General features: G+C 60.2%; 39 protein-coding genes and 7 tRNA genes. 24 read left to right on the top strand and 22 right to left on the bottom strand.

Features of this window, described 5'->3' with window-relative positions:
* Positions 1–288: 288 nt before the first annotated feature.
* The 13 genes from AMO33_RS17295 to AMO33_RS31575 all read right to left on the bottom strand — a co-directional run bounded on the left by AMO33_RS17295 (position 289) and on the right by AMO33_RS31575 (position 9,198).
* Entirely contained in the window at positions 289–609 is a 321-nt protein-coding gene (locus AMO33_RS17295) for a hypothetical protein (RefSeq protein ID WP_060593589.1), read from the bottom strand.
* Positions 610–727: 118 nt separating this feature from the next.
* Entirely contained in the window at positions 728–1,324 is a 597-nt protein-coding gene (locus AMO33_RS17290) for a phage tail tube protein (protein ID WP_060593588.1), read from the bottom strand.
* Positions 1,325–1,365: 41 nt separating this feature from the next.
* A complete protein-coding gene (locus AMO33_RS31605; protein ID WP_139337598.1) occupies positions 1,366–1,776 on the bottom strand; it encodes a hypothetical protein in 411 nt (136 codons plus the stop codon).
* A 251-nt stretch (positions 1,777–2,027) separates the two neighbouring features.
* Positions 2,028–2,198, bottom strand: coding sequence for a hypothetical protein (locus AMO33_RS31600; protein WP_159005665.1), 171 nt, complete (start codon positions 2,196–2,198; stop codon positions 2,028–2,030).
* A 2-nt stretch (positions 2,199–2,200) separates the two neighbouring features.
* The gene (locus AMO33_RS31595; RefSeq protein ID WP_139337599.1) at positions 2,201–2,536 is read right to left on the bottom strand and encodes a hypothetical protein; all 336 of its coding nucleotides are present in this window, start codon (positions 2,534–2,536) and stop codon (positions 2,201–2,203) included.
* Positions 2,537–2,904: 368 nt separating this feature from the next.
* Positions 2,905–3,156, bottom strand: coding sequence for a hypothetical protein (locus AMO33_RS31590; RefSeq protein WP_139337600.1), 252 nt, complete (start codon positions 3,154–3,156; stop codon positions 2,905–2,907).
* Between the two features lie 62 nt (positions 3,157–3,218).
* A complete protein-coding gene (locus AMO33_RS17280; RefSeq protein WP_159005667.1) occupies positions 3,219–4,232 on the bottom strand; it encodes a major capsid protein in 1,014 nt (337 codons plus the stop codon).
* Positions 4,233–4,271: 39 nt separating this feature from the next.
* On the bottom strand, positions 4,272–4,673 hold the full coding sequence (locus AMO33_RS17275; RefSeq protein ID WP_060593585.1) for a head decoration protein: 402 nt from the start codon (positions 4,671–4,673) through the stop codon (positions 4,272–4,274).
* Between the two features lie 26 nt (positions 4,674–4,699).
* Positions 4,700–5,293, bottom strand: coding sequence for a hypothetical protein (locus AMO33_RS31585; RefSeq protein WP_082668743.1), 594 nt, complete (start codon positions 5,291–5,293; stop codon positions 4,700–4,702).
* A gap of 64 nt (positions 5,294–5,357) precedes the next feature.
* Complete coding sequence (locus AMO33_RS31580) at positions 5,358–6,065, bottom strand: VG15 protein (protein ID WP_139337601.1); 708 nt, start codon at positions 6,063–6,065, stop codon at positions 5,358–5,360.
* Positions 6,046–7,506: a phage portal protein gene (locus tag AMO33_RS30455; protein ID WP_076574164.1), complete on the bottom strand. Its 1,461-nt coding sequence runs from the start codon at positions 7,504–7,506 to the stop codon at positions 6,046–6,048. Before AMO33_RS30455 ends, AMO33_RS31580 begins: the two co-directional genes overlap by 20 nt.
* A gap of 20 nt (positions 7,507–7,526) precedes the next feature.
* Positions 7,527–9,014 carry a terminase large subunit gene (locus tag AMO33_RS17260; RefSeq protein WP_076574166.1) on the bottom strand — a complete coding sequence of 496 codons (1,488 nt, stop codon included), beginning with the start codon at positions 9,012–9,014 and terminating at the stop codon, positions 7,527–7,529.
* Complete coding sequence (locus AMO33_RS31575; protein WP_159033819.1) at positions 8,944–9,198, bottom strand: hypothetical protein; 255 nt, start codon at positions 9,196–9,198, stop codon at positions 8,944–8,946. Before AMO33_RS31575 ends, AMO33_RS17260 begins: the two co-directional genes overlap by 71 nt.
* 495 nt (positions 9,199–9,693) lie before the next feature.
* On the opposite strand from AMO33_RS31575, the gene AMO33_RS17255 reads away from it, so the two are divergent.
* Complete coding sequence (locus AMO33_RS17255; RefSeq protein WP_139337602.1) at positions 9,694–10,017, top strand: hypothetical protein; 324 nt, start codon at positions 9,694–9,696, stop codon at positions 10,015–10,017.
* 70 nt (positions 10,018–10,087) lie between these two features.
* Here AMO33_RS17255 and AMO33_RS30450 read toward each other — a convergent pair whose 3' ends face one another.
* The 8 genes from AMO33_RS30450 to AMO33_RS17225 all read right to left on the bottom strand — a co-directional run bounded on the left by AMO33_RS30450 (position 10,088) and on the right by AMO33_RS17225 (position 12,638).
* The gene (locus AMO33_RS30450; protein ID WP_076574168.1) at positions 10,088–10,339 is read right to left on the bottom strand and encodes an Acb2/Tad1 domain-containing protein; all 252 of its coding nucleotides are present in this window, start codon (positions 10,337–10,339) and stop codon (positions 10,088–10,090) included.
* Positions 10,340–10,492: 153 nt separating this feature from the next.
* Entirely contained in the window at positions 10,493–10,678 is a 186-nt protein-coding gene (locus tag AMO33_RS33035) for an HNH endonuclease (RefSeq protein ID WP_390502710.1), read from the bottom strand.
* A gap of 675 nt (positions 10,679–11,353) precedes the next feature.
* Positions 11,354–11,426: transfer RNA gene (locus tag AMO33_RS17250), tRNA-Asn, on the bottom strand.
* Between the two features lie 518 nt (positions 11,427–11,944).
* Positions 11,945–12,031: transfer RNA gene (locus AMO33_RS17245), tRNA-Leu, on the bottom strand.
* A 23-nt stretch (positions 12,032–12,054) separates the two neighbouring features.
* Positions 12,055–12,126: transfer RNA gene (locus tag AMO33_RS17240), tRNA-Trp, on the bottom strand.
* Between the two features lie 41 nt (positions 12,127–12,167).
* Positions 12,168–12,241: transfer RNA gene (locus AMO33_RS17235), tRNA-Pro, on the bottom strand.
* Positions 12,242–12,420: 179 nt separating this feature from the next.
* Positions 12,421–12,497, bottom strand: a tRNA-Gly gene (locus tag AMO33_RS17230).
* Between the two features lie 70 nt (positions 12,498–12,567).
* Positions 12,568–12,638: transfer RNA gene (locus tag AMO33_RS17225), tRNA-Gln, on the bottom strand.
* Positions 12,639–13,308: 670 nt separating this feature from the next.
* Between AMO33_RS17225 and AMO33_RS17220 the strand changes: the two genes are divergently transcribed.
* The 5 genes from AMO33_RS17220 (at position 13,309) to AMO33_RS17205 (ending at position 15,329) form a co-directional block, all read left to right on the top strand.
* A complete protein-coding gene (locus AMO33_RS17220; protein WP_060593580.1) occupies positions 13,309–13,569 on the top strand; it encodes a hypothetical protein in 261 nt (86 codons plus the stop codon).
* Between the two features lie 62 nt (positions 13,570–13,631).
* Positions 13,632–13,922, top strand: coding sequence for a hypothetical protein (locus AMO33_RS17215; RefSeq protein WP_060593579.1), 291 nt, complete (start codon positions 13,632–13,634; stop codon positions 13,920–13,922).
* A 99-nt stretch (positions 13,923–14,021) separates the two neighbouring features.
* Positions 14,022–14,510, top strand: coding sequence for a hypothetical protein (locus AMO33_RS17210; protein WP_060593578.1), 489 nt, complete (start codon positions 14,022–14,024; stop codon positions 14,508–14,510).
* 64 nt (positions 14,511–14,574) lie between these two features.
* On the top strand, positions 14,575–14,901 hold the full coding sequence (locus tag AMO33_RS31570) for a hypothetical protein (protein WP_139337603.1): 327 nt from the start codon (positions 14,575–14,577) through the stop codon (positions 14,899–14,901).
* A 152-nt stretch (positions 14,902–15,053) separates the two neighbouring features.
* The gene (locus tag AMO33_RS17205; protein ID WP_060593577.1) at positions 15,054–15,329 is read left to right on the top strand and encodes a hypothetical protein; all 276 of its coding nucleotides are present in this window, start codon (positions 15,054–15,056) and stop codon (positions 15,327–15,329) included.
* A 525-nt stretch (positions 15,330–15,854) separates the two neighbouring features.
* On the opposite strand, the gene AMO33_RS31565 is transcribed toward AMO33_RS17205, so the two are convergent.
* Positions 15,855–16,061, bottom strand: coding sequence for a hypothetical protein (locus AMO33_RS31565; RefSeq protein ID WP_139337604.1), 207 nt, complete (start codon positions 16,059–16,061; stop codon positions 15,855–15,857).
* Positions 16,062–16,163: 102 nt separating this feature from the next.
* On the opposite strand from AMO33_RS31565, the gene AMO33_RS33030 reads away from it, so the two are divergent.
* The 18 genes from AMO33_RS33030 to AMO33_RS17120 all read left to right on the top strand — a co-directional run bounded on the left by AMO33_RS33030 (position 16,164) and on the right by AMO33_RS17120 (position 25,655).
* Positions 16,164–16,571: a helix-turn-helix domain-containing protein gene (locus AMO33_RS33030; protein ID WP_060593576.1), complete on the top strand. Its 408-nt coding sequence runs from the start codon at positions 16,164–16,166 to the stop codon at positions 16,569–16,571.
* Positions 16,572–16,632: 61 nt separating this feature from the next.
* Complete coding sequence (locus AMO33_RS17195) at positions 16,633–17,367, top strand: IS5/IS1182 family transposase (RefSeq protein WP_062954307.1); 735 nt, start codon at positions 16,633–16,635, stop codon at positions 17,365–17,367.
* 263 nt (positions 17,368–17,630) lie between these two features.
* A complete protein-coding gene (gene cutA, locus AMO33_RS17190; protein WP_060593575.1) occupies positions 17,631–17,966 on the top strand; it encodes a divalent-cation tolerance protein CutA in 336 nt (111 codons plus the stop codon).
* 530 nt (positions 17,967–18,496) lie between these two features.
* The gene (locus AMO33_RS17185) at positions 18,497–18,868 is read left to right on the top strand and encodes a hypothetical protein (RefSeq protein WP_060593574.1); all 372 of its coding nucleotides are present in this window, start codon (positions 18,497–18,499) and stop codon (positions 18,866–18,868) included.
* Positions 18,869–18,926: 58 nt separating this feature from the next.
* Positions 18,927–19,133, top strand: coding sequence for a hypothetical protein (locus AMO33_RS17180; protein WP_060593573.1), 207 nt, complete (start codon positions 18,927–18,929; stop codon positions 19,131–19,133).
* 14 nt (positions 19,134–19,147) lie between these two features.
* Positions 19,148–19,220, top strand: a tRNA-Lys gene (locus tag AMO33_RS17175).
* Between the two features lie 31 nt (positions 19,221–19,251).
* Positions 19,252–19,482: a hypothetical protein gene (locus tag AMO33_RS17170; RefSeq protein WP_060593572.1), complete on the top strand. Its 231-nt coding sequence runs from the start codon at positions 19,252–19,254 to the stop codon at positions 19,480–19,482.
* A gap of 285 nt (positions 19,483–19,767) precedes the next feature.
* A complete protein-coding gene (locus AMO33_RS17165) occupies positions 19,768–20,079 on the top strand; it encodes a hypothetical protein (protein ID WP_060593571.1) in 312 nt (103 codons plus the stop codon).
* 83 nt (positions 20,080–20,162) lie between these two features.
* Positions 20,163–20,420 (top strand): hypothetical protein, encoded by a 258-nt coding sequence (locus AMO33_RS17160; RefSeq protein ID WP_076574138.1) that lies wholly within the window; start codon positions 20,163–20,165, stop codon positions 20,418–20,420.
* Between the two features lie 365 nt (positions 20,421–20,785).
* Positions 20,786–21,289: a hypothetical protein gene (locus AMO33_RS30440; protein ID WP_076574140.1), complete on the top strand. Its 504-nt coding sequence runs from the start codon at positions 20,786–20,788 to the stop codon at positions 21,287–21,289.
* Positions 21,290–21,579: 290 nt separating this feature from the next.
* Positions 21,580–22,368: a RecB family exonuclease gene (locus AMO33_RS17155; protein ID WP_060595020.1), complete on the top strand. Its 789-nt coding sequence runs from the start codon at positions 21,580–21,582 to the stop codon at positions 22,366–22,368.
* A 90-nt stretch (positions 22,369–22,458) separates the two neighbouring features.
* Positions 22,459–23,001: a phosphoribosyltransferase gene (locus AMO33_RS17150; RefSeq protein WP_060593569.1), complete on the top strand. Its 543-nt coding sequence runs from the start codon at positions 22,459–22,461 to the stop codon at positions 22,999–23,001.
* Positions 23,002–23,003: 2 nt separating this feature from the next.
* Positions 23,004–23,288 carry a hypothetical protein gene (locus AMO33_RS17145; protein ID WP_060593568.1) on the top strand — a complete coding sequence of 95 codons (285 nt, stop codon included), beginning with the start codon at positions 23,004–23,006 and terminating at the stop codon, positions 23,286–23,288.
* A gap of 216 nt (positions 23,289–23,504) precedes the next feature.
* Positions 23,505–23,813 carry a hypothetical protein gene (locus tag AMO33_RS17140; RefSeq protein WP_060593567.1) on the top strand — a complete coding sequence of 103 codons (309 nt, stop codon included), beginning with the start codon at positions 23,505–23,507 and terminating at the stop codon, positions 23,811–23,813.
* Positions 23,810–24,577 (top strand): DUF7275 domain-containing protein, encoded by a 768-nt coding sequence (locus AMO33_RS17135; protein ID WP_060593566.1) that lies wholly within the window; start codon positions 23,810–23,812, stop codon positions 24,575–24,577. The genes AMO33_RS17140 and AMO33_RS17135 overlap by 4 nt, the downstream gene beginning before the upstream one ends.
* 3 nt (positions 24,578–24,580) lie before the next feature.
* A complete protein-coding gene (locus AMO33_RS17130) occupies positions 24,581–24,937 on the top strand; it encodes a hypothetical protein (protein WP_060593565.1) in 357 nt (118 codons plus the stop codon).
* Positions 24,937–25,290: a hypothetical protein gene (locus AMO33_RS17125; RefSeq protein WP_060593564.1), complete on the top strand. Its 354-nt coding sequence runs from the start codon at positions 24,937–24,939 to the stop codon at positions 25,288–25,290. Before AMO33_RS17130 ends, AMO33_RS17125 begins: the two co-directional genes overlap by 1 nt.
* Positions 25,287–25,655 carry a hypothetical protein gene (locus AMO33_RS17120; RefSeq protein ID WP_060593563.1) on the top strand — a complete coding sequence of 123 codons (369 nt, stop codon included), beginning with the start codon at positions 25,287–25,289 and terminating at the stop codon, positions 25,653–25,655. The genes AMO33_RS17125 and AMO33_RS17120 overlap by 4 nt, the downstream gene beginning before the upstream one ends.
* The last annotated feature ends 2 nt before the right edge of the window (positions 25,656–25,657 follow it).

Genomic DNA, 25,657 nt, shown 5'->3' with positions numbered 1-25,657 from the left:
TGCCCTCACTTGGTCGCGTGAGGATTTCCGGCTTCTCGCCTTTTCCGCCCGCCCGCTGCCAATTGGCACCTTGCAGCGTGTAGATGGCTAGTGCCCACATGTCGAATTCCGGCGTCCAATACCACGATTTCGGGTACCTAGCGCGGTAGAGCGCACTGTCAGGGGTTGGCGGAAAACCCCATTTGAGGAGTGACCGGAATTCTGCCCATGACAGGCGCTCTGTGCCGATGTCATGCAGGTGAAAGCCGCGTATCAGTAGGTCAGCCTCGATAGGCTCCCCGTAGTCCTCTAGGACTCGGCAGAGCCTTCCGATTCCCCCACCGTGATAGCGCTCGCGGCGGTCCAGCGCTCCGACAGCCAGAGCACCTGGTCAGCGTGCAGGCTGTCGAGTTCGGCAGCCGCTTCGGGGCATTCAATGCTCAGTAGACGACGGGTAAAAGAAACCTCGTCCAGTCCCTTGCCCAGTTGCTCAGCAATGAACTTCGAGCCATCACCCGACATGTATTGCAGCTTAGGCACCGAGTAGACCTTTCCGCCGTCCTTGAGGCGGAACGAGTAGCGGTTTTCACGCTTAGAAGCCTTGGAAGCGGGAACAGTATCAACAGCCATGACCAGACCTTTTCGATAGAAGTTTGAGGGGACCGGACCCGTTCCCGCCCGGACAAGGGCAACGGTCCGGTCAAGGGATTAACCTTGTCCGGGCAGAAAAACAGTGACTAGGAAGTCGTTACGGAGTGGTGGCGAAAACGCCATCATCAATGAACTCGCGAATGTGGAAAGCCGTATCGCCATCCACGTATTCGAAGCACTCGAAAGTAACTGCGTACTTCACAGCGTCGGTCGACACCTGCGACACGTCATCGACGGTGATCGGCTTCGCGATAGGAGCAACCTGCCGACGCACGCCGGTGCCTTGGACGGTCTCGGTCACAATGACCGATTCCGGCAGCGGGGCCGAGTTGTGATCCACGGTGATCAGCGCACCCTTATTTGCGGTGGCTGGCGTAAAGGTCACATTGGAAGTACCGAAGACGGTCTTCAGCGTCTCCAGGTTGATAGCCTCCACAAATTCGACCTTCAGAGTCTCCGAGTAGTCGCTTTGCGGAGTCGCGATGGTCTTTCCACCGAAATCCTTGATCTTCTGGACTTCACGCGCCATAGCGTTGACGATTCCGGCATCCGAAATGCCGCCCTGGTCGACGTACGCCGCAGCCAGCGCAGTAACCGCGTCAGTCGGTAGGGCAGTGCCCAGCGGTGCGCGATAGATAACGCCCTTCACCTTCGGCGCGCTGGGGACGTAAACCTTACTAGTATCAGTAGGCATAGGTATCCTCTAATTCGAAGGCACCGAAGTGCCTCTATGATTTAAATGTTTGTCGCTATTCCGAGACGCGCCGTGAAAGTCCACCGGTCGCAATCGGGTACCTGATCGTCGGGAAGCTGGACCGGTCCGCCTACTTCCTCGCATGACGAAATCCAAGCGGTTTGCGCGTTGCCGTCGTCATCGACGTACGGCACCATTTCGCCCGGAGAGCCCTCGATAATGTCAGCGACGCGGCAGGCCAGCGCCTCTGCACTCACCGGGTGCCAGCAATCAAACGTGAGCATCGGACCATCGGTGACCATGTTCAATTTCGGTCCACCAACGCGCGTTACGCGGATGAATGATTGCGGCCTGTCGCTGTCCACACGGTCCATGACCGGGACAGAAACCCGGGGTGTCAGATAGGCGATAGTGACGAGCACGGCGGGATGTCGTCTACTACCGAGCAGCATCTAGCGCCTTCAGCAAAGTGTGATGCCGGGCGTTCTTGCGTCTCGCCCGGAAATCAGCGGTCGTCACCGACGAGCGGGCGCGACCCTGGGGGTTGCGCTCACCGACCACCGTACGAACCTCGTACTTACCACCACCTTGGGCAGTGGCAGCGGCCTTTACTCGCTTGGCGCGGGAATCCACTTCGGCCAGTGCTCCCGGACCGGTGCGGAGCTTGTAAAAGCCGTCATGATTCCACTTGATTCGGACGTTGCTAGCCATCGAGCATCACCGCCCCGGACCAGGCTCCGCCCGACCAGGCTGCGACAATCCGGCCGTCAGAGCCGATCACTTCCAAATTGTTGTGCTCTTCCTCGGTCTTGAAGCCAGCGGCCGATTTGAACTCATACAACTTGCCGTCCCGGTCGATAACCTTCACTCCCATTTTCAGCCTTCCGCTCGAATCAGGTTGACTACGTATCCGGGTTGAAAGGCGAAGGGGCCGAAACAGAAGTCTTCCGGGTAGCCGACTGCAAAATATTCCTTTGCGGGCATCACGCCCGTTGCCGGGATGATCACCCGGTCTTTAGGCCCGACCCGGAAACCGGGCGGGACGAATAGCTCAACTTCAATGACGACGCGATCATGTCCGATCACTTTCGGCTCCGTCGATTGCGGAGCCGCCCAGCCGATCACCGACTGAGACACCGGGAAATCCCACGACTCGATCAGCGATCCGCGAGGATCGCGCCCAGGTCCTTGCCGGTACGTCCTGGTCTGCACGGTGTACGGGGTAGGGAACATGGGGTCACCACGTCCTTACCGAGAAGGCACCGAGCTTGACCCGTCGTAAAGCGATCCGGTCCGCCTTCGACAGCCACGGGGAGCCCGAACGGGACTCAGCCGTGAACGTGTTCGAAATTTGGAAAGGCCCCGCCGTCATCTGTTGTCCCTGGAGGGACGGCGTTGTGTTGGGGGACTCGAACATTCGGGCCACCATCCGCGACACAACGCGGGTGACCGCACCGGGAACCGGGTCCAGCCGGGCCGGACCCAGATACCCGACAACTTGGTCGCTGGCTTCCTCAAGAAGCCCGTCCACGCGGGCATTCTCCGAGTCCGTCAAACTTCGGCCTAGACGCTCTTCTACGTCACTTCTCGTCGCTAGTGGCATCATTTACCGCCGAAGCATTTCGCGGCCGTCCACGGCGCGGCTGGGCCTTGTTTTCGGCCGGTTCCGCTGTCGGCTCCACCGGCTTCGGTGCAGACTTGCCGCTGTCGACCAGATGCGACCCGAGCGCGATATCGGCGGGGATTTCATCCCCGGCCTTGAGAACCACGGTTTCCCCACTGGCCCGGAATGCGTAAACGACGCCTTCCAGGTCTGCGCGAATCTTCGCCACGTTTTCAACCTCTCCCGACCGGGAGCCCCGAAAGGCTCCCGCCGTTCTGTGTCAACATTCGCTCAGGAAACAGTCGAAACGAACAGCTTCTTAGCGTCCTCGAGGACCGGTTGACCCACCGCATCCACGTAGGTGAACTGCCTGAACGGTGGCCCTTCCTTGACGACGACGCCGACGATTCCGGCCGCTTCCTCAAAGCTGTAATCGGTCTGATTGGCGTCTAGCAGCTCCAGCGCGGTAGCGCTCATGCCGTATGCCATGTACCCCAGGTCCCGGACGTTGTCCGGCAGCATGATCACCCTGTTGTCCGGCAGGACACGAGTGTCCACGCCGTCCACGTGAAGCTTGGTGTCATACGACGGCAGCAGCGACGGAAGCCCCTCCGACTCCAGCAAAGTGTTCAGCTCCGCGAGAGTGACACGGGTACGCCCGGCGGTCGCGCCGAAAACGGCGTCGATCACTTCCTTGTTGCGCTGCATCAGACGGATGTTCTTGCGAGAGGTGAGCAGCTTGCCCGGCACATCACCGTTGGTGTCATTCCAGGTGTCAGACCACGCGGCAATATCCGTGAGCGGCTTCGAATTGGTCAGGTCGGTCCACAGAGTCCCGGCCGTCGCAACATGATTGCCTGGAAGACCGTAATCGGCTTCCGAGTTGAAACCGTTCTCGCTGATGGTGAGCTTGCCGTCTAGAAGAACGTCGCCCCAGGCGAGTTCGATGCGGTTAAGAATCTCGTTCGTCAGCCGAACGCCGTCGTTGTAAATGGCGTTGACCAGACGTTCGGTGAAGGTGCCACCCATCGAAGCGAATTCGAGTTGTAGGCGTTCGTACTCACCCATGCCGATGGAGGTCGACAGGGGAGCAAGCTTCACTCGCTTGCTCGAACCGCTGTCCCGCTCCGACACGACGATTCGGCCGTCGAACGCGCGGTACTTCGCGGTGCGGTTCTTCAGGATGATCTCCGACCAGTCAATCGTGTTGGTCGGCTTGTACTCGGTCGGGAAAAGCCGCGACAGAGCATTACCCTCCGGGGTAGGGACATTCTTGACCACAGTAGTCAGAGCGTCCGGCTCCACGGGGGCATCATAGAAAATAGGCATTTAGAAAAACCCCGATCAGTTGGTATAAATGATGAGCTTCAGATCGGCACGCGCGTTCGCGTCCAGGCCGCTATTCGCGGGGAGCTTCGCGGCGTCCACGAATCCATGCACGACCAGAGCCCCGCCGACCTTGGTTTCGCCCTCAACTGGCAGCGAGCCGTAAAGGTGACCGGCTGCCACTTCGCGGCCATCGGTAGCGCTGTTGTCATACGGGCCGTAGAGGCCGGTCGCGGTGACCTTGCCGAGCACCATTCCCGAAGGGACAAAACCATCGGGGTAGTGGGTTGCCTGAGTGAACAGCGACACGTCCAGGGTCACGTTCGGGTTGGCGTTGGGGTCGGTGCCGTGGGCCGATTGCAGCCACGAGCGGTTTTCACCCCGATAAGTGGGAAGAGTCTTGACCGAAATACTGGTCATCTATGAATACCTCTCAGAATGGGTAATTAGTTGAGCTTCTTGCCGAAACGCTTTTCGACTTCAGCAGCTCCAGCGGCCCTGCCGGACGGCTTGGTGTTCGACTGCCGACCCTGTTGGGGGTTCGGCGTCACTCCGCCCTTTTCCGGCTCGGCATTTCCGCGCCACGTAAGAAGCACGTCCGCAGACGCTTCGATTTCCTCGCGAGTATTGCCCGAAAGTAGTTGGGCGGGCACTCCCTTTTCACCGGCAATCGTCAGCCGCAAGTTCTGGACGCGAAGCTTCTCCGCTTCCTCCTGCGCATCACGGGCCGCCTTCTCCGCCTTCTGAATCTCGGAAAGCTTCTCAGCCTCCGCAGCGTCGTAGGCATCCGCCTTCGCTTTCAGCGCCTCATAATCTGCGTACTTCGCCTTTTCACGCGCCAGGCGATCCCGGATGATGTGATCTAGAACGTCCTGAGACATGATCGGCTCAAAACTCCCGCCGTCGCCGGTCTTATCGCCCGCGTCCGGCGGAGTAATGTCCCCCGACCCTCCAATAATCGGCCAGATGGGCCCACGCTTGCCGATGCCCAGGGCTCGAACGCCGGTAACGGGGTGAATCGGAAGTGCAGAAATAGGCATGAAAGAACTCCGTAAACTCGTCAGTATGAAAACCGCCCATTGACCGCTGAGCGTCGGCGTAAAATCACTGGCTATCCATCCGCCGATATTCGGCCATGATGGATTTCATATTCCGAGACCCGGCGTTAGTCGCGGCGGTCTCGTATTCTTCTTTCCACTGGGCCACATAATCGGGTGGCTCATAAGTCGACCCGGGGTGTACCGGGACGGCTACGCAGTGGCAGTTTTTGTGGTACTTGTCGCTATCGCCGCCGATAAGGGATTCGCCGGTGGCGTTCTTTTTGCTGCCGTACACCGCGCCACGAGTGGCGAGGACCTGGCAGAAACGGCACGCATTCGCCGACGCGTGCCTAGCCCAGGCCGTACCACGCTCGCTGTTCGTGATCGTCTGGCGAGCAACCCCCCACATGTCCCGCTGTGCCACGCCCACCAGGGCCGCAAGGACAGCGGGACGGGCTAGCGCCCACTCGGCCTGCCCCGACAGCGCCGCTGCCGAAGGCAGCTCAGCAGGTGGGACGTACAGGCCACTGGGTGGAGTTCCCGGGGGAGCGGTAGCGGCGTAGAACGCGCTCGACAGCTCCCCGGCCGCTGCACCGTAAGGTGTCCAGACCTCCGGGTATGCGTCCCGGACGTACCGAGCACCGCCCGCCGAGTCCAGCTCGGCGGCGGCACCTAGCATCTGGTCGAGGTCCTGAATCATCGTCGCTGAAAGGTCACTCAGACCAGCGCGATATCCTTCAATCAGGCTCGGATCAATTACTGTCGGTGGCATCGTCCACCCTCTGAGCGCTCAAATTCGCCACATTCGGACTCTGCCGCGCCTGATTAGCTGCATTCGGAAGCCGTTGCAATAGCTCGGCTACTCTCGCCTGCCGCTTGTCATTCTTGATGCGTTCCTGGTCCTGAATCGACAAGCCGATACGGTCGTACGTCACGCCGGAATCCGGCGTCAAAATCCCCGCACTCGTCAACTTCAGTGCCTCGTCAGCCGCAGCCGCACGCGTAGGTGTACTGGCATCTTTCCATCTAGGCTCAATGGCCCGAAATGCGTCGGGGTCCACCTCACCATCTCGCACCAAAAGGGCGAGATATCCGACTTCACGCCAGGACTGTCCGAAGGCGATTTGTCGACGCTCCGCGCGCTTCACCAATCGGTATTCGAGCTGCCGGATGGAGTCCGCCGAAGCCGGATTGTCGGTCACGAATCCCAGGTAGGTCGGCGGAATACCAGACTCGCTAGAAATCATCTGCGAATAGAAGCGAACCATGTCGATTCCGGGTGTGGGCGGAGAGGCCGGGAATTGACCCATCTCCGGGATTTCCCCGTCGTCGGTTGCCGGGATGATATTCAAGCGGCCCATAGCCGCCCGCCATCCCGCTAGAACTCGCTCGTCGTCCGAAGAGTCCTCGGACACCCCGAATTGCTCGGGCTCAGCGCCCAGTGCATACCGCTGGGGAGCCTGGTAGAACTCTCGGTTGATTTCCATTCCGAGCATCGTTCGACAGGCAGCGTCGGTGTAATACAACACCGGCCGCGTCAGCTCGGACCGGCCTTCCATGTCGATTGCCCGGTCCCGGTTCCGCAGTCGCGAAACAAGTACCCGGTTCAGTTTGTGGTGCTGGCGGTCCACGACGACCAACTTGTTATGCTGCCGCTCGAAAATAATCGTCTCGTTTGGCAGATACAGGCTTTCCATAAGCACGGTGCCTGTTTCATCAACGGTTTGTGAGAGAGCCGCGCTTACCCGGCGCGTACGGTAGTCCCAAACCGCTGTGCAAGTGGAAGCCGATTCTACGGTCACGAGAATTTCCGGCTCCCCGTTGGACGGGTCACCTTTTCCGACCGTGACGAATCCGGTACCGGTAATCAGGGCCTCAAGATGGACTCGCGACGACTCCATGCCGAGCAAATTATCCCGGTAGATTTCATCAAGCCCCAGGACATCATCATTCGGAGATGTCCAGCCCAGCCAATCTAGCCGCTCTTCCAGCACATCTACGACCGTGCCGGGCCAACCCACCGAGACTGCGATTTCTTGCAGGCTCGGAGGCACGGCAATGTTCAATTGCCTTACTTTTTGCTTGCCCTCGTAATATTCATGCTTCAGCGCGTTCTTTTTCGCGTACTTCTGAATACGTCCGCGAAGCTGCCCGACTAGCTTTGACTCGTCGTCGCTGAGCGTCAGGGAGGGAAGCGTGATGTCTACTGACAACGCTGGTATACCCCTCTAATTCAAAGAATGACGGCCTTTCGTACCCGCTTCTTACGAGCGACAGGCCGACCGGACGCAAAGCCGTAGAGCGCCAAAGTAGCGGCCACCACGGGCGTAATATCTGTGTCCGTATCCCTCCGGCCCCAGGCCCATGTATCGCCTAGAGGCCGCTTTCGGACGGCCTCGATGGCCGTATTGAAAAGTGGTTGGTTCGGATGACGCAATGATCTATTCATTACGGAGTCGTAGAAGAGTCCACACGCGGACGCGAATTCTTCCTTGCCCAGCTTCAAAACGGGGACCTCTAAAGTCCCCAGCTCAGGGACCAACGAGGAAGCCGGGCCGTCCACTACGACGGCCATAGGACCCCACTGCGCCACCAGGGCAGCAAGGTAGGGGACCACCCAATCGGTCCCCCGCCTGTTCTCGATGACCTCCACGTGATAGAGGCCATCCGTTCGAGCACCGCACACGGCAATGGAGGCCATCCCGCGATCCGGGGAGATGTCGACCGCGAAAGCAACCGGGTCCAGCGGTTGCGAACCACCATCCGACACCGCGCGCCACGACTCGGCGTCGATCACGGCGTCCGTGGCCGCAGCCGACCACATGCCGCCGCGCTCGCGGGCAAAGCCCTCGTCCGAGTAGCCCGTACGGTCTTCTTCGAGTGTCTTGATGCTCAGGCGGTAGCCGAGAGCCGGATTGGCCAATGCCCAGTTCGACGGGTCGTTGATGTCGGCCCCGTCCGGGATGCACCATTCCAGGTAGGAGACGTTCACGGCGTCGCCACTCAGGCAATCCGACCGAAAATTGGTGAAGACCTCGGAATTCATCACTTCGGACGGCGGAGTACCGCACAGGATCAATTGCCGATTCTGGAGCGGTGCCGCGCTCGTCGCGGGGCTCAGAGCATCCCACGACTCCGAAGAGAGTTCCTGAGCCTCATCGAACATGATTACGTCGACAGTGAACCCACGGCCAGAGCCCTTGTGCCGCGCGAGCACCTGGAGGCTGCCGCCGTTCTTCAGCCAGATAGCCTCATGTCCAGGTGCTTCCTTGATGCCGTTGCGCTTCAGCAGCTTGTTTAGGTCCCGGTATCGCGGGTCCTCGAAAAAGCCTTTGAGACGGCGGAAGAATGTCCGTGCCGTCGTCGTGTTGTGCGCGGTGAAGAGAATCTGTTCGCCGAGAAGCACCATGCCGATCAGCGCCCGTGCCTCTAGAAGGGCCGATTTGCCGTTCTGTCGAGGGACGGAGAGGCCACAACGCGAATGGCTGAACTTGTCGTCACTCTCATATGAAAGCCACGAACGTAGAACCAGTTCTTGCCAGGGATCGAGAACGAGACCATGAGCGCCAACCCACGCGATCCCTTTATCCGCTGGCTTGGTGTTCCAGGTGTCTTCGATGCGGATAACCGGCGTCTGACAGCCGTAGACCTTACGACTTCTTGGCGCGCTTCGGCTTCCCGCTCTGGATTGCGTCGGCGAACTCGCTTGCAGCGTCGGCAACCTCGTCCACCTCTTCCTTTGGGTTCAGTTCGTCAATCTCGCGGGTGAGGTCCGCGATTTGCTTTGCGTATTGCGGCACCACTCCGGGTGATGCCTGATCCATTGCTGAAATAAGGCGCGTTCGTAGCGCCTTGAGAATTTCGATTCGGCCGCCCTCTTCGACGGCGGTAGTAAGGTCTGTCATCGGCCGAGGTACGTCCTTGCCGACATCATTCGTTGGAATCTCACACGGTCCAGTGCGTCGTTCCATCGAACTTCCCATTGGCTACCGGTTCGAGCCGGGCCAATGTAGATGACATTTGCCCTCATCCGGCGAGCTTCACGGAGCTTGGTCCAGCGCCTAACGGCGCGTGCATTCGCGCTCACGGCGCTTTCTCCAATCTGATAAGTTGACACAAAACGAGTGTCGATATATGGTTAGGTCACCAACAACGAGAGAGGCACAGAATGTACAAGGTAGTCACGATGCCGGACGGCACGTTTCGCGTAATGGAGACGTTCGGATCGTTCCGAATGCTCAAGAAAGTGTTCAAAACGGAGTCGGCGGCTCAGAAGCGCGCGGACGCTATGTCCGCAGCGGCCCGGAGCGAGTGATCCGAGTAGCCCCGCCGAAGCGGGGCTATCATCATCGTTAGGTCGCGTAGAAATTTCAGCGGCTCAGACACCAGGAGGGGACAATATGAAGTCTCGTGAACAGCTCATCGAAAAGGCCCAGGAAATGATCAAGGAGTGCCAGAGGAACGAAAGCAACTACCAGGAATGGATGCAGCGCGCCGCTCGCGAGGGCGAGGCCGCCGAGAATCGGGGCGACTCATACGAAGCCCTGAAGGCCGCTTGCATGGAAGAGCATTGCGGGAAAGAGATTGCCCGTATTCAGACCGAGATGAATTTCCACATTGATGTGTGTACACATCTGGTAAACGGGGGCGATATAGACGAGATCGAAAAGATGTACCCTGATCCGCCTGACATGACCGAAGTTCTCCGAGATTTCGAATGGTGATGAGCTAGACCGTAAGGCCCCGCTTCGGCGGGGCTTTCGTCATTCCTGGGCAGCGCCAGCGCACCGGTGTTCAGGCGGCTGTGACATCTCGGTTTCCGCTGTCCCGTGCAATAGCCGCATTGGCCCAAAACATTGCCTCTTCGAGCTTGGTAATAGCCGTGGATTGCTCCCGGCCATAGGGAAGAACCACCGCGAAGAGCACCGCCAACCTGCCGAGGTATTCCCGCACTACCCCGTGCAAGTCGGCCGCTTCCTTGTCCTTCGGCGGGTGATACATGAAGCGGTTGCTGACGTCCTCGAGGTGGTTGTGTGGACGAGTCATTTAATGGCCTCTCATTGGCTCTCTAAGCGTCTATTTCCCCCGTGGGGTACTCCAGGTACCCCCCATCCCCCTACGTGTGCGTGAGAGACCCGTATGACTGAGGGACTGACAATCCAGGCAGGGGGAGGGGTGTACCCCCTGGGGTAGCGGTCGCTACCGGCGACCGGTGTCTGTGTCCAGGTCCCCGGTGGACAACCATGCCCGGGACGTAGGTAGTTGTTCGATCCTGTCGGGCCGGTTGCCACGCCGGGAGTTGCAGCGCCTGTGCGCTGCCTTCATCTCGCCCAGGAGATGCCCGCCCTTGGAGCGGGGGATGATGTGGTCCGCAGTCCACGACATCGGGTCTGTGTAGGGCAGGGTCACGTCGATGGGGTTGCCGCAGATGTGGCACACCTGGGACCGTGCCCGGAGGCGTGCCGTTGCCTTGCGGTAGGCACGGCTGTCCAGTCCTGCCCGGGGCTTCTGGGTACGGCGTTTACGCATAGCCGCCGTACTCCGGTCCCTTGCACCGCCCTTGCGCGTATGCCCGATACGCAGAGGCGGTGTCTACGTAGAGCGCCGAGGTAGCCGTGTCTACGTCTACGTCAAAGCTGATGTCCGGTAGAGACCAGGCCAATAGTTGGTCTATTCGGGTTAGGTAGTCGTGTTGTACTTCCAGCCCGTAGACCGTGCGTCGTACATATCCCAACGTCCGGCGACCGTTCGGGTAGTCGATAGTACGTCCCACCCAGAATGACTGCCCCTGATCTGTGAGGGCTTCCTCTACGGTGGTGCCATCCGTATCACTGTCATAGATGCACGTCCAATCGGAATCCCACAACCGGACACGAATTCCAGACCTACTAGGCACACTGAGTGGAAAACGCACTATAGAATAACTAGGGCTCATTATGGACGCTACCTCGATGGCTTCAAGGCACCGAAGGTGCCGCGATAGAAGAATGTGAGCCCCCGGCTATGTGGTGGGGGTACCCGTGATACCGGGGGTATCCCGAATAGACCCGGGGGTAAGTGCTGACCCGGTAGGACTCGAACCTACGCACTGCGCCTTAACAGGGCGCTGCTCTGCCAACTGAGCTACGGGTCACTAGGTATTGCGTAGACTATTGGCCTACGCTATGCGTATTCCTGAAACGCTCTCGATTTCCTCACGAGAGACGCCTAGTGCGTAGAGCGTCTGGTGTGCCTCTTCGAGGCAGGTGCATCGGCTACAGCAGAACTCTCCGCACACTTGGAGGAACGCGCATATCACTTCCGAGATAGCTTCTCGCTTCGTCATCTCTGCCTGTTCTGCCACCCGGCACACTCGCCGGGTGGGCATTCGTTGTTGCAGCAGCAAGGCAGGCCGTCACTGGCACACAGAGCGACGTTCCGGCCGTCTTCGTACTCGGACCTCCAGGCGCGTACTTGCCGCTTCTCTGCGGCTCTGGAGCGCTTATCGTTCCATCCGGTTGCCGAGTGACAGCAACCGCACGAGTAGTTGTAATTGTGTTTGTACCTAAGACCAGGCATTACTACCCTTCTCGTCCGGCCGGTAGGAATCGAACCGGTGAATGTTCTGATTGAAAGTCAGACCGCCCATACCATCAGAGCAAATACGCCGTGTGGTGCGCTAGGGGAGACTCGAACTCCCACGCCCTCACGGACACCGGAACCTAAATCCGGGGCGTCTACCAGTTCCGCCACTAGCGCCTATTGATCACTGGCCCACGTTGCAGGACCGGGAGGTTTCGAACCTCCTACTGTGGTTTTGGAGACCACCGTTTTACCGATTAAACTACGTTCCCTTATGCTGAGATATTCAGACCCTCTCAGCTGGGGTGTGTCGTCTGGGCGGAGGGATTCGAACCCCCGACATCTGGCACCCAAGGCCAGCGCTCTACCTAGCTGAACTACGCCCAAGTACGCCACCGCTTCTACGGTGGCATATCTGTATGTCCTCCGGGGTGTATCTGCACGAGGCAGATACACAGCGCGTACGTCGCTACACCGGAGGCCCTGTTTTGGCGGCGGTACCGGTCCCCTTGTCCGTCTCTTGGGTTTGCGCCGGTACTCTTACCTAGACGGTCCTCAAGGCCGCTTGGAGGAAGCGACGGGATTCGAACCCGCTCCGTCTGATTGGAAGTCAGATATGCTGACCGTTGAACACTACGCTTCCAGATGCTCTAGCCGCACGATTTCGTGGTGGCGTGACCCGCTGCCGATCGCTAGAGCTATGTCGGCTTCCGCTCCCCCGGAAGGATTCGAACCTTCGTTGGCCGATCCAAAGTCGGCAGTCCTGCCGTTAGACGACGGGGGAAATGGTCGATACCCAACAGCCCCGGAGGGGAGCGTTTCCCGGGTCTGCCGGGTAGCGGACAGCAGACAACCGGGCCAGATGCTCAACCCTCCGGGGGAACTCTCAGAACAGCGACAGAATCAGCGGAGCGACAAACGCGACGATCTTGATTGCCACGGTGGCAATCTCTAGGACGGTATCGACAGAGATATCGGCAGACATGGAAGACCTTCTTTTACCCGGGTGTATTTGGACCGGCCTTCCTGGGCCGGTCCTGGTGATGTTCGGAGGCGAAGCCCCTAGGCTGTAGCCTCCGTTCTCTGACTACGGCTACAGCTAAGAACTACCTACCAACGACAGCGCTTCTAGGCGCTGTCTCTCTATAGACCTCTTCAGGGCCGGACCCTCGAAGGTCCGGCCTAGATAGGTATCTATCTAGGTCGGTCGGAACTCCCTTCGGTCGTTCCTCCCTTACATATGTATATGGGTGTCACAACACCCGGACTTTTCAGCGTTTCCCCAGGTCGCCATCTAAGGGTGTGATGAACTTCACACCAAGAATCTTGGCGACCTGGGATTTTGGAGTCCTGGCCCGAACACTTCTGTCGCGTTTGTTGACACAAAACAGACTAGGGGTTACCGTCATCGGCAACCCCGGGCGAGCCGCCCGACAGACCTACGAGAGGACCACATGACCACCACGCTCGCGCCCCGTTCGTCCCTGCTGGACGGGGTTCCCACCTCCGACATCATCCGGTCCGCCCGCGCCCTGGAGGCGCGCGAGGAAGCCCGCCCGCTGAGCGAAGTCGAGGAGCTGACACTGATCTGGTTGACCGCCGAGATTTCCCGGCGCGGAGGTCGCGTTGATCCCGATGCGCTGGCCTACGCCGTCGATGCCGGGCAAACCCAGGTTGAGGCGTTGCTCAATCTAGCGCCAAATTTTGCGGCCTGAATGTTGACACAAAACAGACGTTGACATAAAGTCGATGCATCACCGACGAAAGGACCGATCACATGGACGCCAAGACCATTGCCGCCTCGATCCGCTCTCAGCTCAAGGCGGAGGGCATCAACGGGCGTTGCCGCGTCGCGCCCGGGGCCAAGGATTGCATCCAGGTCATTTCGCGGTCGTTTGACACGCCGTTTACCGACGACGAGAAGACGGCTATTCAGCGGATCGCCAAGGATCACGGGCTCACGCACGCGTTCGGGTACCCGATTGTCGTCGGTGAGGTTTGCCCTGGTGATCAGGTCGACTACTTCATGCACGCGACCTACAAGCGCGGTCTGCGCCGGTCGGCCTGAGCCGCTTGTGTGGTCGGCGCGTGAACTGACCTCACCGAGCCACCCGTCCCGGGCCGGGGCACACTGCCCCGGCTCTCACCCCTACCGAAGGAGCGCCACATGACCGTCACACAGTATGAAGTCGTTTGGGGCATCGAGGAATCCGACCGCATCACCTACCCCACCGACCTCGACGACGTGATGCCCGAAGGCGGCAAGGCCCTCGCCCGCGCATCGCGCAAGCTGCTCGAGTTCGCCAACGCCCGGCACCGCGCGGGGCTCTACGCCGACGGCCGGTGCGTGGCAGGCAACAACGTCAGCGCGGCCCTGTGGGCCATCGCCAACGGCCGCGCGCTCTGGGAGGCCGCAGGATCGCCCCGACCGTCCAGCGACCCGCCCGCGCCCCAGGGCAGCCGCTGGACGGGCACCGGCGCGCACCGTACCCGCACGATCGAGCGGGTGACCAACCATCGACACGACGCACGCGGCGTGTACGTCAACACGAAGCACGCCAAGGCTGAGTGTCTGTGCGGCTGGTCAGAGCCCGCCGCCGATCGCACCGAGGCACGTTGGCGGGCGAAGAAACACCGCGAGACGGCCGCGAGCTGATCGGCGCCCTTCGGGGCGCGGCCCGCATTGGCTACTCAGACCAGAACACACCAGGGGAACGAAAATGCGATTCATCCGCGCCTATGACGCGCTCGACGGCTACCGGTACCACGGGCACCGAATCGGTTTCGAAGGTGGAATGCTGCTCTACTCCGATGAGGTGGGAGCCGTCCACATCAGCCTTGCCGAGGATGACGGATTCCTGGTGTCTATTTACCCCTCTGGCGGACGATGCGGCCATTACTGGGTCCCGGCTATGGAGAACGCTCGAAATCTCGGCAGGCGGCTTCTGGCGCTTGCGGGCGAAGGTTACGACATTTCCGGCCGTCCTCCGGTCAAGCGTGAGCGTGGTCGATACCCGCGCCATCGGAAACACCGCGCGGTAAGTTGACACAAAACGAGCCGCCGGGTAAAGTCGTCTTTGTCATTACGACAGCAGATTGAAAATTCCAGAGTGGGACACGGTAGGCCGGGAGGACCGGGCCAGGGTCTAGCTGGCCCGGTCACCGGTAGACTACCCACCGAGCGAGAGGACACGCGACCATGCCTGCACCTATCGAGAGCCGCGTCACCAACCTTGAGACCCTGGTCGCTGGGATCATCACCCAGCACGGGGACGAGCGGGACCGACTCGAGGCTCGGCACGCTGCGATCATGGACGAGTTCGGGAACCTCCACGCGGGGGTAAGCGAACTCCGGTCGTACGTGGATCAGCGGATCACGGAGGTACAGACCGAACTTGCCGGGTACCGCCGAGAGGCAGACGCCCGACACTCCGCGATCATGGCGGCCCTGGAGGAACTTCTAGGACGCCGATGAACGAGAACCCCCGGACTCCGGTCCGGGGGTTTTCTTTTACCCCCTATCTCAAACGTAGAGCCGTTCATTCGGCAGGCGCGGGTATTTCCCTAGGCCGATAGGGCTCACGGCTACAGCGTCCACGTAGCGGTGTAAGGCGTTGTCCTGGGCGAAAGTGAGTGCGGCAGTGAGACAGGCCCGATAGACGAGCGTGACGGGCCGGGCTCCGCCGATTCGCACAGCGAGCCGAACGTCCGGGTCGGCGGGTACTGGTGACTCATTGCCCACGGCTTCGCCTCCAGTGCTCGCGGGTGGCTTCGATCTGCCGTGCTGCCGGGCCGGGTGGTCGTATCTCGTTCTCGTAGTGGGACCGAACCCGGTTCCACGTCGCTCGCGGCATGATGTCGCAGCACTCCCCGAGAGTGGGCAGGCCGAGAACTTCCACGTGCCCGTCTGGGTAGGTGATCTGGTGGACACGGATCACGCCGTGGTCCACGCTCCAGAGCACTTCGACGCCATCGGCGTATGTGCGATGCTCCCGGGCGGTCATTTCCCACCGTCACCCGGCGCTCTGGTGATGGTCTCCGGGACTGGGGGATGGTTCACCCCGGCCCCGGGACGTTCGTCGGCCGCTTCCCCGTAGCGCAGATGGAAGGCCACCAGCGCCAGAACTTCCAGCGGCGGGCCGTCGTGCCGCTGGGGCGGGCCGGTGAAGGCGGTTCGTCTGGGTAGTACCGTGCTGGTCGAGTGCATCCGATTCCCCTGTTAGACACTCTCGTCTGAGCTAGACAAGATTGTCTGAGAGTACGTCACGCCCTACCCTGGGGGGAAGAGGTTCGTAGGAAGGATTCGACCGTGAGCACCCCCGAGACGATCCGGCGATTACGCGGGGACCGACCGCAAGGTGAGTGGGGAGCACCGGCAGGGCTGACACAGCGGCAGGTCTCGCGTCTGGAGTCCGGCGACGCGGAATTGACCTTGGCCCAGGCCGTACGCATCTCAGAGGCGTACGGGGTGTCCCTCACGGAGTTGGCGGGCAAGATGCCGGGTCCAATAGACCTGTCCGGTGATTGGTGGGCGGCGTGGCAGACCCTCAAAGACGACATTCCGCGTGTGGACTTCCATGAGCTACGGATTCGCCAAGATGGCGAGTTCCTACAGCTCGATGGCGACCGCGCCCGGTCTGTCGAAGACGGTTCGTACGCCTGGGTCGGTGAGGCTCGTATGTGGGACTCGGAGGTGCTTCTAAGGGCTGTCCCGTAAGTTGTTGAGCGCCAGCCGTTATCGTGTTCCCGTGGCGGTGATCTCGGCGGCCGATCCGGTGATGGTGGAGTTGTTCAGTGGGCTGCGGCCACGCAAGTTCGCCCGCCTGATCACGCGGTTGCGGCGTGAGGGCGCCGACCGGCCGTTGCGGGGCCGGCCCTGGGGGTTGTGCTTCGAGGACCGGGTGTTGCTGGTGGCCACCTACTGGCGCACCAACCTCACGATGCGGCAGCTGGCAGCGGTGTTCGGGGTATCGAAGTCCGCCGCGGCCAGAGTGATCGAAGATCTCGGCCCGGCCCTGGGTTTACGTCCCCGTGTCCGGTTTCCGCATGGCGCGGTGTTGATCGTGGACGGCACCCTGGTCCCGACCCGGGACCACGATGTGGCTGCACCCAGCAAGAACTACCGGTACTCGACCAATCATCAGGTCGTCATCGACGCCGACACCGAACTCGTCGTCGCTCTCGGCCGGCCGCTGCCGGGCAACCGCAACGATTGCCGCGCCTACGGCGAGTCAGGCGCGGCCCATGCCTGCCGCAACGCGGTGGTGATCGCCGATGGCGGCTACCAGGGCACGAGCGCGATCATCCCGCACCGCCGTGTCCCGGGCCGGGACCTACCGGAGTGGAAACAGGCCCACAACGCCTCCCATCGCAAGGTCCGTGCTCGTGTCGAGCACACCTTCTCCCGGATGAAGACCTGGAAGATCCTGCGGGACTGCCGTCTACGTGGCAACGGTGTCGCTGTCGCGATGGCCGGAGTCGCCACCCTGGCCAACCTCGCCCACGCCCGCTGACCCCAGCCAGGGGCAGGTCGTCATCGCCGGGTCGGACTTACGGGACAACCCTTAGGGTGGTACCGCGCCAAGGACGGCGCTACGCGCTCGAAAGGCGTGCTCTACATGTCGATACACCCGCACGGACTTCACATGCTCGGCGGCTGGATCGGCCTCTCTACGCAAGGCCCGGCCGTTCGAGGATGGGCCGGGATCGCACGCCACCGCGACCACCTGGAGGCCCTTATGCATGAGATCGGGCAGAGTAGGGGAGACTGGCTGGCATGGCCGAAAGTGTCGACATCGTAAGCATTTCCATCACCGCCGAGGACGACGAGCACCTAGCCGACATCACCCGGACGTTGGTCCGGGAGCGACTTGCCGCGTGCGGGAACATCATCGGCGGCGTGCGTTCCGTCTACGCGTGGCAAGGCGAGATCGAGGACGAGGAAGAGGCGTTGCTAATCCTGCACACGAGCGCCGCGCTCGTGGACCGGGTGGTCGAGCGTGTCCGAGAGCTGCACCCGTACGACACCCCGCAAGTGCTCGCGGTGCCTGTCGTCGGCGCGCTGGAGGGCTACCGGCGTTGGATACTCGACTGGGCCACCGGGGAGGCGTAGACCCAGGACGCACCTATCGGGCCCCCTTCGGGGAGCCCTTTTTGCTGCCCTGACCAGGGTCTTTGTCAGATAAGTTGACACAAAACAAGAATCGTGCGAAGCTATCGGCACAACTTCAGAGCGGATCGGAAAACGCGAGACAGCGAGTTTCCCCCGGCGACCGGGAGCCCTAAAGCACGCAGGGTTCGAGAGCTGATGCAGCAACACTACGGGCGCAACAAGGAACGAAATTCAATGTTGACACAAAACGATCCACGCGCTAAAGTTGGAGACAACAGCGGGACGGAACAACTAGAGGCCAAGCCGACAGGGACCGGGCTCCGCACGAAACTTGAGAACTACATAGAGTGAGCCGAAAGATTCGAGCGGTATGGACGCGCTAGGCGCGGTACCGTGGCGGGCACAAGCGCCCGTTATCGAATCAGCGGAGGTCGGCCCGAAGTCGGGCGCGACCGATCGGTCAGAACCGATCGCGCGTCGGGGGCGTTACCCGACCGACCACGACCAACCAATATCGAGAAAGGTCGACAATGGCAATCAAGGCGGCCACTCCGCGCGACACCGATACGATCATCTTCGGTGCGGGAATCCCCAACTACTACACGTGGTGGAAGTCGTTCGAACCGAACTTCGACCCGAGTTCGGAAGCCCCGGACGACTGGAGATACACCGTAACGGCGGAACACCCGAAGGACGAGCAAGCCACCGTGACCAAGGAAATCGGTCACACCGATCTCATGAGGGCGGTTCGGGTGGTTGCCCGAAAGGACTCGGGCCACAGGGAAACGCTCCGAAAAGAGTGCAACAACCTGATCTTCAACGTAGACGAGTGCGACATGGACGCCAGCGACGCGGACGTGGTTCTTCAGCTCGCGGTGTATGGCGAAGTCATCTTCGGCTAGCAGGACGAACCGGAGCCTACGGGCTCCGGTTCTCTCCGAACAGGGAGGGAGTACGTAGGTGCCTCGTAAGGGTGCAGACCGTTACAAGGCCGATTGGTCGGACGAGTCTTACCCGGAGATTGTTCGGGCCGACGAGGATGACGAGTACGCGACCACGTTTCAGGAAGCCAAGCATGAAGTTATTGACCACTTCACCCAGGTTCGGGACCACGCGCGAGACCGGATCGCGTCGATGCGTGGACTCCGCAAGTCCGACGTGGTGTAGTCAGTAACTAGGCAGGATCGCTAGCTCAATTGGCAGAGCAACCGGCTTTTAACCGGTGGGTTCCGGGTTCGAGCCCCGGGCGGTCCACGCAGGACAACCTACAACAAAGGAAACCAGCATGGACAAGATCGAAGTTAGGCATCTGCTCGAAGTTCTTTCGGGCTGGGGTGACGACCTTGCAATCGGGATCGACTACGGAAAGGTAGTTGTGACCGATCGGCTCGCAATGGTGACGAGCGGGGTAAAGGTCGTGGCCGACCGATCCAAGGTGGTCTCTGACCTCATCGCAGCCGAATGGGACCACGCGGCGGTGTTGATGATGCTCAACGATAAAGCGGCCGGAGCGTGAAGCTCACAGCCGCTCAGCGGGATTGCCTACGGGTACATGTACCTACGGGAAACCAAGCCGCTGTACGAGGGTCCTAGAGGGCCGGAATACGCCCATCTGACCGATGGGCATGGGTTCCAGTTGTCGACGGTCCGCGCGCTGGAGGCGCGCGGGCTGTGCAAGGTCGATGTGTACTACGCACCGACCATGCACGAGGAAGGTATGTCCAGACCGCCCGCTGTGCGGTCGTGGGTGGCGGAGCTGACCGATAAGGGTCGGTCATGCAGCCAGGAAGGTGACTAGTCCGTGAGTCTCTACCCGGATTTCCAGGTGTACGGGAAAGTCCAGGAAGTCTATTTCAGATTCGATGAAGCTAGCGAGTTGTCGCGAGACCGGGCGATCGAGGAATCCGAGACTGGGAGGTCCGTGGACCCTGCCTATGGCAGCTTCGTCTACCTCGATGAAGGCTCAGGCTGGGAAGTCGACAAGATCATGGTCACCGGTCGGTTGTGGCGTAAGACCGGGGGCCTGGGCAACTTGACGACGATCAACCCTGCCTGTTCTGACCTTCCCCCGGAGCTGCGTGCAGCGCTGGAGGGGAACAGGCCGAAGGGCTAGTAACAGGGAAGGCGGACAGGCCGCCCAGTGCCGGGGTTCGACTCCCCGGCTTCCCACTCCAGTAGGAACGAGAAAGGAACCAGATGGAAACGAAAGCGAGCATGGCGAACGCCGTCGTGACGCTCCCGCCGGTCGAAGTAGACCAGGACGGTTTCAAGTACTTCGACGCGGGTGAAGGACGGTGGGACCGGTGCCGGGTAGTCGTCAGGAAGTCGGACAATCGCCTTGCGCTGGACGGCATTCCGTCGATCCTCGGTAGCCCGGAGGAAGCACGCGCCGTTGCCGCTGCCCTGCTGGCAGGCGCGAAGTACCTGGAGACTCGCGGTGACGCCGTGGGTTGACTGGGGCTCTTCGGTCCCTAGGTGGGGTCAGGTCTCTCCACCGCATCGAGAGACACGGGATCACGGCTCTAAACCGTGATCTTGGTCACAGGCAATGGGGAGATGCTGGGCGTTAGCCCAGGTCGCTACGGATGGCAGTACATAGGGGGGTTGACCAACCGCGAGTATGTTTCGATCCTGCTTGTTCTAGATCGAACACATGTTCTAAGCTCCATTCAACGGATTAACCGGATAACGCTAGAGCTTAAGAAAGGCGGGGGTAAGCTACACCACTTGACAACCTATGTACTTGACGCCGAACGCGTGCGTGGCGCATTGTTGTGTGTAAACAATGGGTCACGTTAGGCTGGAAAGGTAACAAGGACATGGGTAGGCAGCCGATTCTGTCGCTTGATGAAGTCGAAGCGCTCTTGCGAGCGGGATTCACTCAGCAGGAGATCGCAGACATTAAGGGAGTAACCCGGGCCGCCGTTTCCGTCGCACTCAAGCGCCACGGTATGACGGCCCGGGAGCCGGGTCCTCGGGAGCTGGGAAACAAGGATTTCCCGTTTGAGGTTCCAGTTATTTTCCAACAGGACCCATATCAGCGGTTGCGTGATCATGGGGAATACATGTTCACCAAGGGGAAGGGGATGAGCGAGGCCAGGATAAAACGTCTCAGAACGTTTTACCGAAAGCTGATCGAAAACAACTGGGTCGTTGAATACGACCCGAACCTACCTCCCGTGGAGGGTGTCAGCTCTAAGGGCGGGTGGGCCTACCGACCGCGCGAAGAAAAAGACGGGAACCTTATCATCCGAGTGAATGAATACACGACGCTGACCGATTACGCGCGAACAGTCTACGTTCTGCCGGATGTGGTTCCGTAACGAGGGGATACAACCACTGTGTTAGAGATGGCCGCAGAAGCTATAGCAAGGAACGTCGATACGTCCATCGACGGACTTCTAGATGTGCAGTTGCTAGCGACAGCACACGGCTTGTTGCTAATGGCTTACAGGTCGATACACGTAAAGGTCGATGGGTACCTTTATGCGCCGGTGGTCGCCTTTCTTTCGGACTTCCCTCACACGCTCGTGTCCTCCGAGGAAAAGGAGGACACGGCAATGTGTGGTGGTCGCGGGATTCGCGACATGTACAGGATTGGAGGTGTCATACCATCGAAGGCGAACGCAGCCTAAGCGTTTCCCAGTACAAGACATATGAGGAATGTCCGTACGCGTGGAAGCTGGCAAGGGTTGACAAGGTTTGGCAGAGGCCCGCCGCGTGGCTGGCGCAAGGGTCAGCAGAGCACACCGTTTTCGAGGCTTACGAGCGCTCTGGACGCTCGATGACTGTCGAGGAGATGAAAGCCCTATTCCTGGTTGAGTACGCCCGGGAGATTGCGAAATACACCGAGGACACGCCAAACATGGAATGGTGGTTTCCGTCCGGCCCTTACCGGGGGCCGCAGGATGTAGAGCGCCGATACCATATCGGCCTAGAGCAGATTCCCCGATACCCGGCATGGTACGAACGCCACCCGGAAGAGGTCATTTGGATTGCCCCCGATGGCACCCCCGGCATCGAACTCGAATTCGATATTGATCTAGACGGGGTGCGCGTACGCGGATTCATTGACGCTGTGATTGATCGGCGCGGGTACGTCGTCGTCCGAGACGACAAGACCGGCAAGGTTCCCGGCGATGACTTCCAGCTCGGCACGTACGGTGTTGCGCTGGCGGAGACCTACGACATCGAGCCGCCCGATACTGGCGATTATTGGATGGGCGTAAGCGGAAAGCCGACTTTCCCGTACGATCTCAGCGAGTGGTCGCGTGATCGGGTTGCCGAGAAGTTTCACGAGCTGGCGGACAACATTCGGGCGGAGCGATTCGACCCAGACCCGGAGCCTAAGAAGTGCATGTTTTGTGCAGTGGCATATTCATGCGCTTTTTCTCAGGCGTAAATGTTGACACAAAACAAGCAATAGCCTCTGTCTGTGTTGGACAGGGGTATTTTTTATCGCCCAATGTTGACACAAAACAGAGGAAGAAGCATGGCACGGACGAGTTTGGACCTTCGGGCCGGGTACATGGACCAGGCGTACAACACCGGCGTACTGCGCCGGAAGGCGAATCGGGACCTTGACGGGCTGGAGTTCGACACCGTAGTCGGCACCGGCCTTTCTGGTGCCCTCGTGGTGCCGAGGTTGGCTGAATGGTTCGATGTGGATTTCCTGATCATCCGCAAGCCCGGGGACGGTAGTCACTCCAGTAGCGAGTTCGAAGGCAATCTTGGGCGGCGGTGGCTGTTCGTAGATGACTTCATTGACACCGGTAGCACGTTCAACAACGTCTTTTGCCATGTGTCATATGCCTCGGAAGCCAACCGGTGGGAAACGGAATTCGTCGGTGCGTGGCTCTACGAACTCGTGGGGCCTTCGCTAAGGCTCCCTTTCGACCTGGAAGAAGAACTGAAATTGTACGAGAAACACGACTACCGGGTCAGCAGTACATGGGGTCTGATTACCCCGGCCGAACTCCCCCCTGCCAAGACGATTCACGGCAGCCTGACACCCCTCATTAGGAAGGCGGCTTAATCATGGGTTCGTTTGACACCCACATTCGGCTGTACCGCGCCGAGCTGGAATCGGCTGAGCATCGGCGGTTCCAGAACGCCGCCATTACCTGGGGCGCGCTGAGCACCCTCACCATCACCGGCCCGCTCTCCGCTTCGGTGAGTAGCGGTTTCGGTGTCTTGGTCGTGGCCGGAATCGTGGTCGCCATGTTCGCGGGCTTGTTCTGGCTGGAAGCTCGGGACGAATGTGAACGTCTTCGGCGCGAACTGAACTTGTACCGCACGTTGGCGGCCCGCTATGGCCGTTGAGACCTGGGAGCAGGCTGACGCCATTGTCCGCAGTATCGGCCTGAACAACAACCTCGACGCTGCCGAGGAATACGCCACCGTGCTACGCGATGCCGTCCGCTTCCTCCGGGAACACGAACGGCCCGCCGATGCGGAGTGCCCGCAGTGCCACATGTCCGGGCGACACAAGCTGTCATGCACCGAACCCGGAGCGCCAAGGAAGGGGAGGACACAACGATGAACCGGGAGACACGGAAGGCCCTTCGGGACCTGGACGACGCACGGGACGAAGTGGTGTACCTCCGCACCGGTGTGCGGGTCGGTCTTTGCGCGTCGGCCATCGGTGCCCCTGTAGCGACGACCGGCGCGTTCGTCGGCGTGGGCGGAAGTACCTACGGGTGGGTTTGTGTGGCCATCGGTGGGTTGCTGTTGATGGCCGGTGTGTGCATCGTGGCAATCTTCGCCGAAGAGCTTGACGCCGCCCGTAGGCGGCTGAAGAAGGCTGAACGGCGCTACGAGGATCTGACCTTGGACGGTGCGCTGTGAGGCGGATCGTCATCGGGTCGACGGCAATGCGCTACCACGGCATCGCTACGCGGGAGCCTAAAGACCTGGACCTGATCACGGATGAGCCCGTGGCAGAGGCGGATACGTATTGGCATCCGAGTATGGGCGACTGGTGGCCGGACGGTACTTCCCGCTTCGCCACCCTCGATGAGCTGTACACCATCAAGCTCAGTCATGCGTACTGGGAGCTCCGAAACGGGTCCTGGGACAAGCACATGGCGGACCTGGTGGTCCTCCAGGACGCCGGGGCGAAGGCGATTGACCCGCTTCACGATCTGCTTTATGCGGTCTGGGAGCTGGAGCACGGGCGGAAGGTGGTCGACCTCACCAAGGAGGCTGACGAGTTCTTTTCTGACGCCGTGCAACGGAAGTACGACCATGATTCGCTGCACGAATCGGTGGCCTACGGTGATCGGCCGATCTATGAGGAATGCCTCAAGGACGGCCGGACGGTCCTCATGGACATGGCGAAGGTCTGGGCCATGCCGGTAGAGCGACAGATTCAGCTCTTCCGCGAGGAAGTCTATGTGACTGCCCTGGAGCGGATCGTGATTCCGTCCGACTACACCGCGAGTCCTCGCGGTGCTTACGCCTGGGCGTTGCGTCGGACGATTACCAGCTTGACCAAGGGCCGATCGGCCCGGTTCTTGGCGGAGAACTACAAGACGTTCCGCATCCCCGATGTGGACTACGTGAAACGGCACCTGTCCAGGTCGGACAGGCTGAGACCATTCGAAGGGTAGCAATTGACAGCGACACTGAAAGACCTTTCCGTTATCGACATCGAAGCGAAGTTGTCTGGATACGAGGACGGATACGGGGATGTGGGGTGGTTTTACTGGGACGATGTAGCAGTAGCAACCGAGACGGTTGATGTCCCCGGACTCGGGGCCGTGAAAGTTATCGAGAGTTTCGGCGGAGAAGGCCAGGGAGACAGCGCATACCTGATTTTTCAGGTGCAGGACTCGGACAATCCCTATCGTATGCGGTTCTTCCGAAAGAACGGCTATTACGCTTCGTTCCACGGTACCGATTGGGACGGCGGATTTTACGAAGTCCGGCCTATGAAGCACTGGGTTACGGTATACGAAAAGGTGGGGTAGTGACTTACTCCGTTCAGGAACTCGAATCCCTCTTGGACGATTTCCGCCAAAACGAAATATACACCGGGTGGACTGGTCTGGATTGGTTCTTTCAGGACTTCCCGGACGCTGTGGTCGGTTTGGACGAGATCGGCACGGTGCAGATCGTTGAGCACAACAGCCGCCGAATGATCGTCTCCGTTACTGACCCAGACGGTAATGTCCGCTATTTCCAGAAGAACGGCTATTACTCGTCTTACGACGGAACAGACTGGGATGGGGGATTCTTCGAGGTCCGGCCAGCCGAGCAGGTCATTGTGACCAAGCACGTCACTACGGTGTACAAGAAGATCGACGGAGGTTCTAGCCTGTGAGTGATGATCACGAGCTGTACAAGGCGTTCTATCTGATCCACCATCATAAGAAATCGTGGGGATGGTGGGTTCACATGCACGGGCGGCCCTCGTCGGAGACTATTACCGGTCTCGGCAAGGTGCGTGTTGTGGACGTGATCGAGGACAACCGCACAGACTACTACGGGGACGGTTACGGCTCCGGGTCGACCGCAAAGGCGGGCATCACGTTCGAGGTCGAATACCCGGACTTTACGACTCGACATTTCCGCAAGGAAGGTGAGTACGACTCGTACGGTGGCGTCTCCTACGATCATGGCGACTTCTACGAAGTCCGCCCGGTCGAAAAGGTCGTGTTCGACTTCGAGAGGATCGGCAAGGAGTAGCA

Source organism: Nocardia farcinica (genome assembly GCF_001182745.1).
Lineage (GTDB): Bacteria > Actinomycetota > Actinomycetes > Mycobacteriales > Mycobacteriaceae > Nocardia > Nocardia farcinica.
The sequence above is the reverse complement of the archived record's forward strand: the minus strand, read 5'-3'. Positions and strand labels throughout refer to the sequence as shown.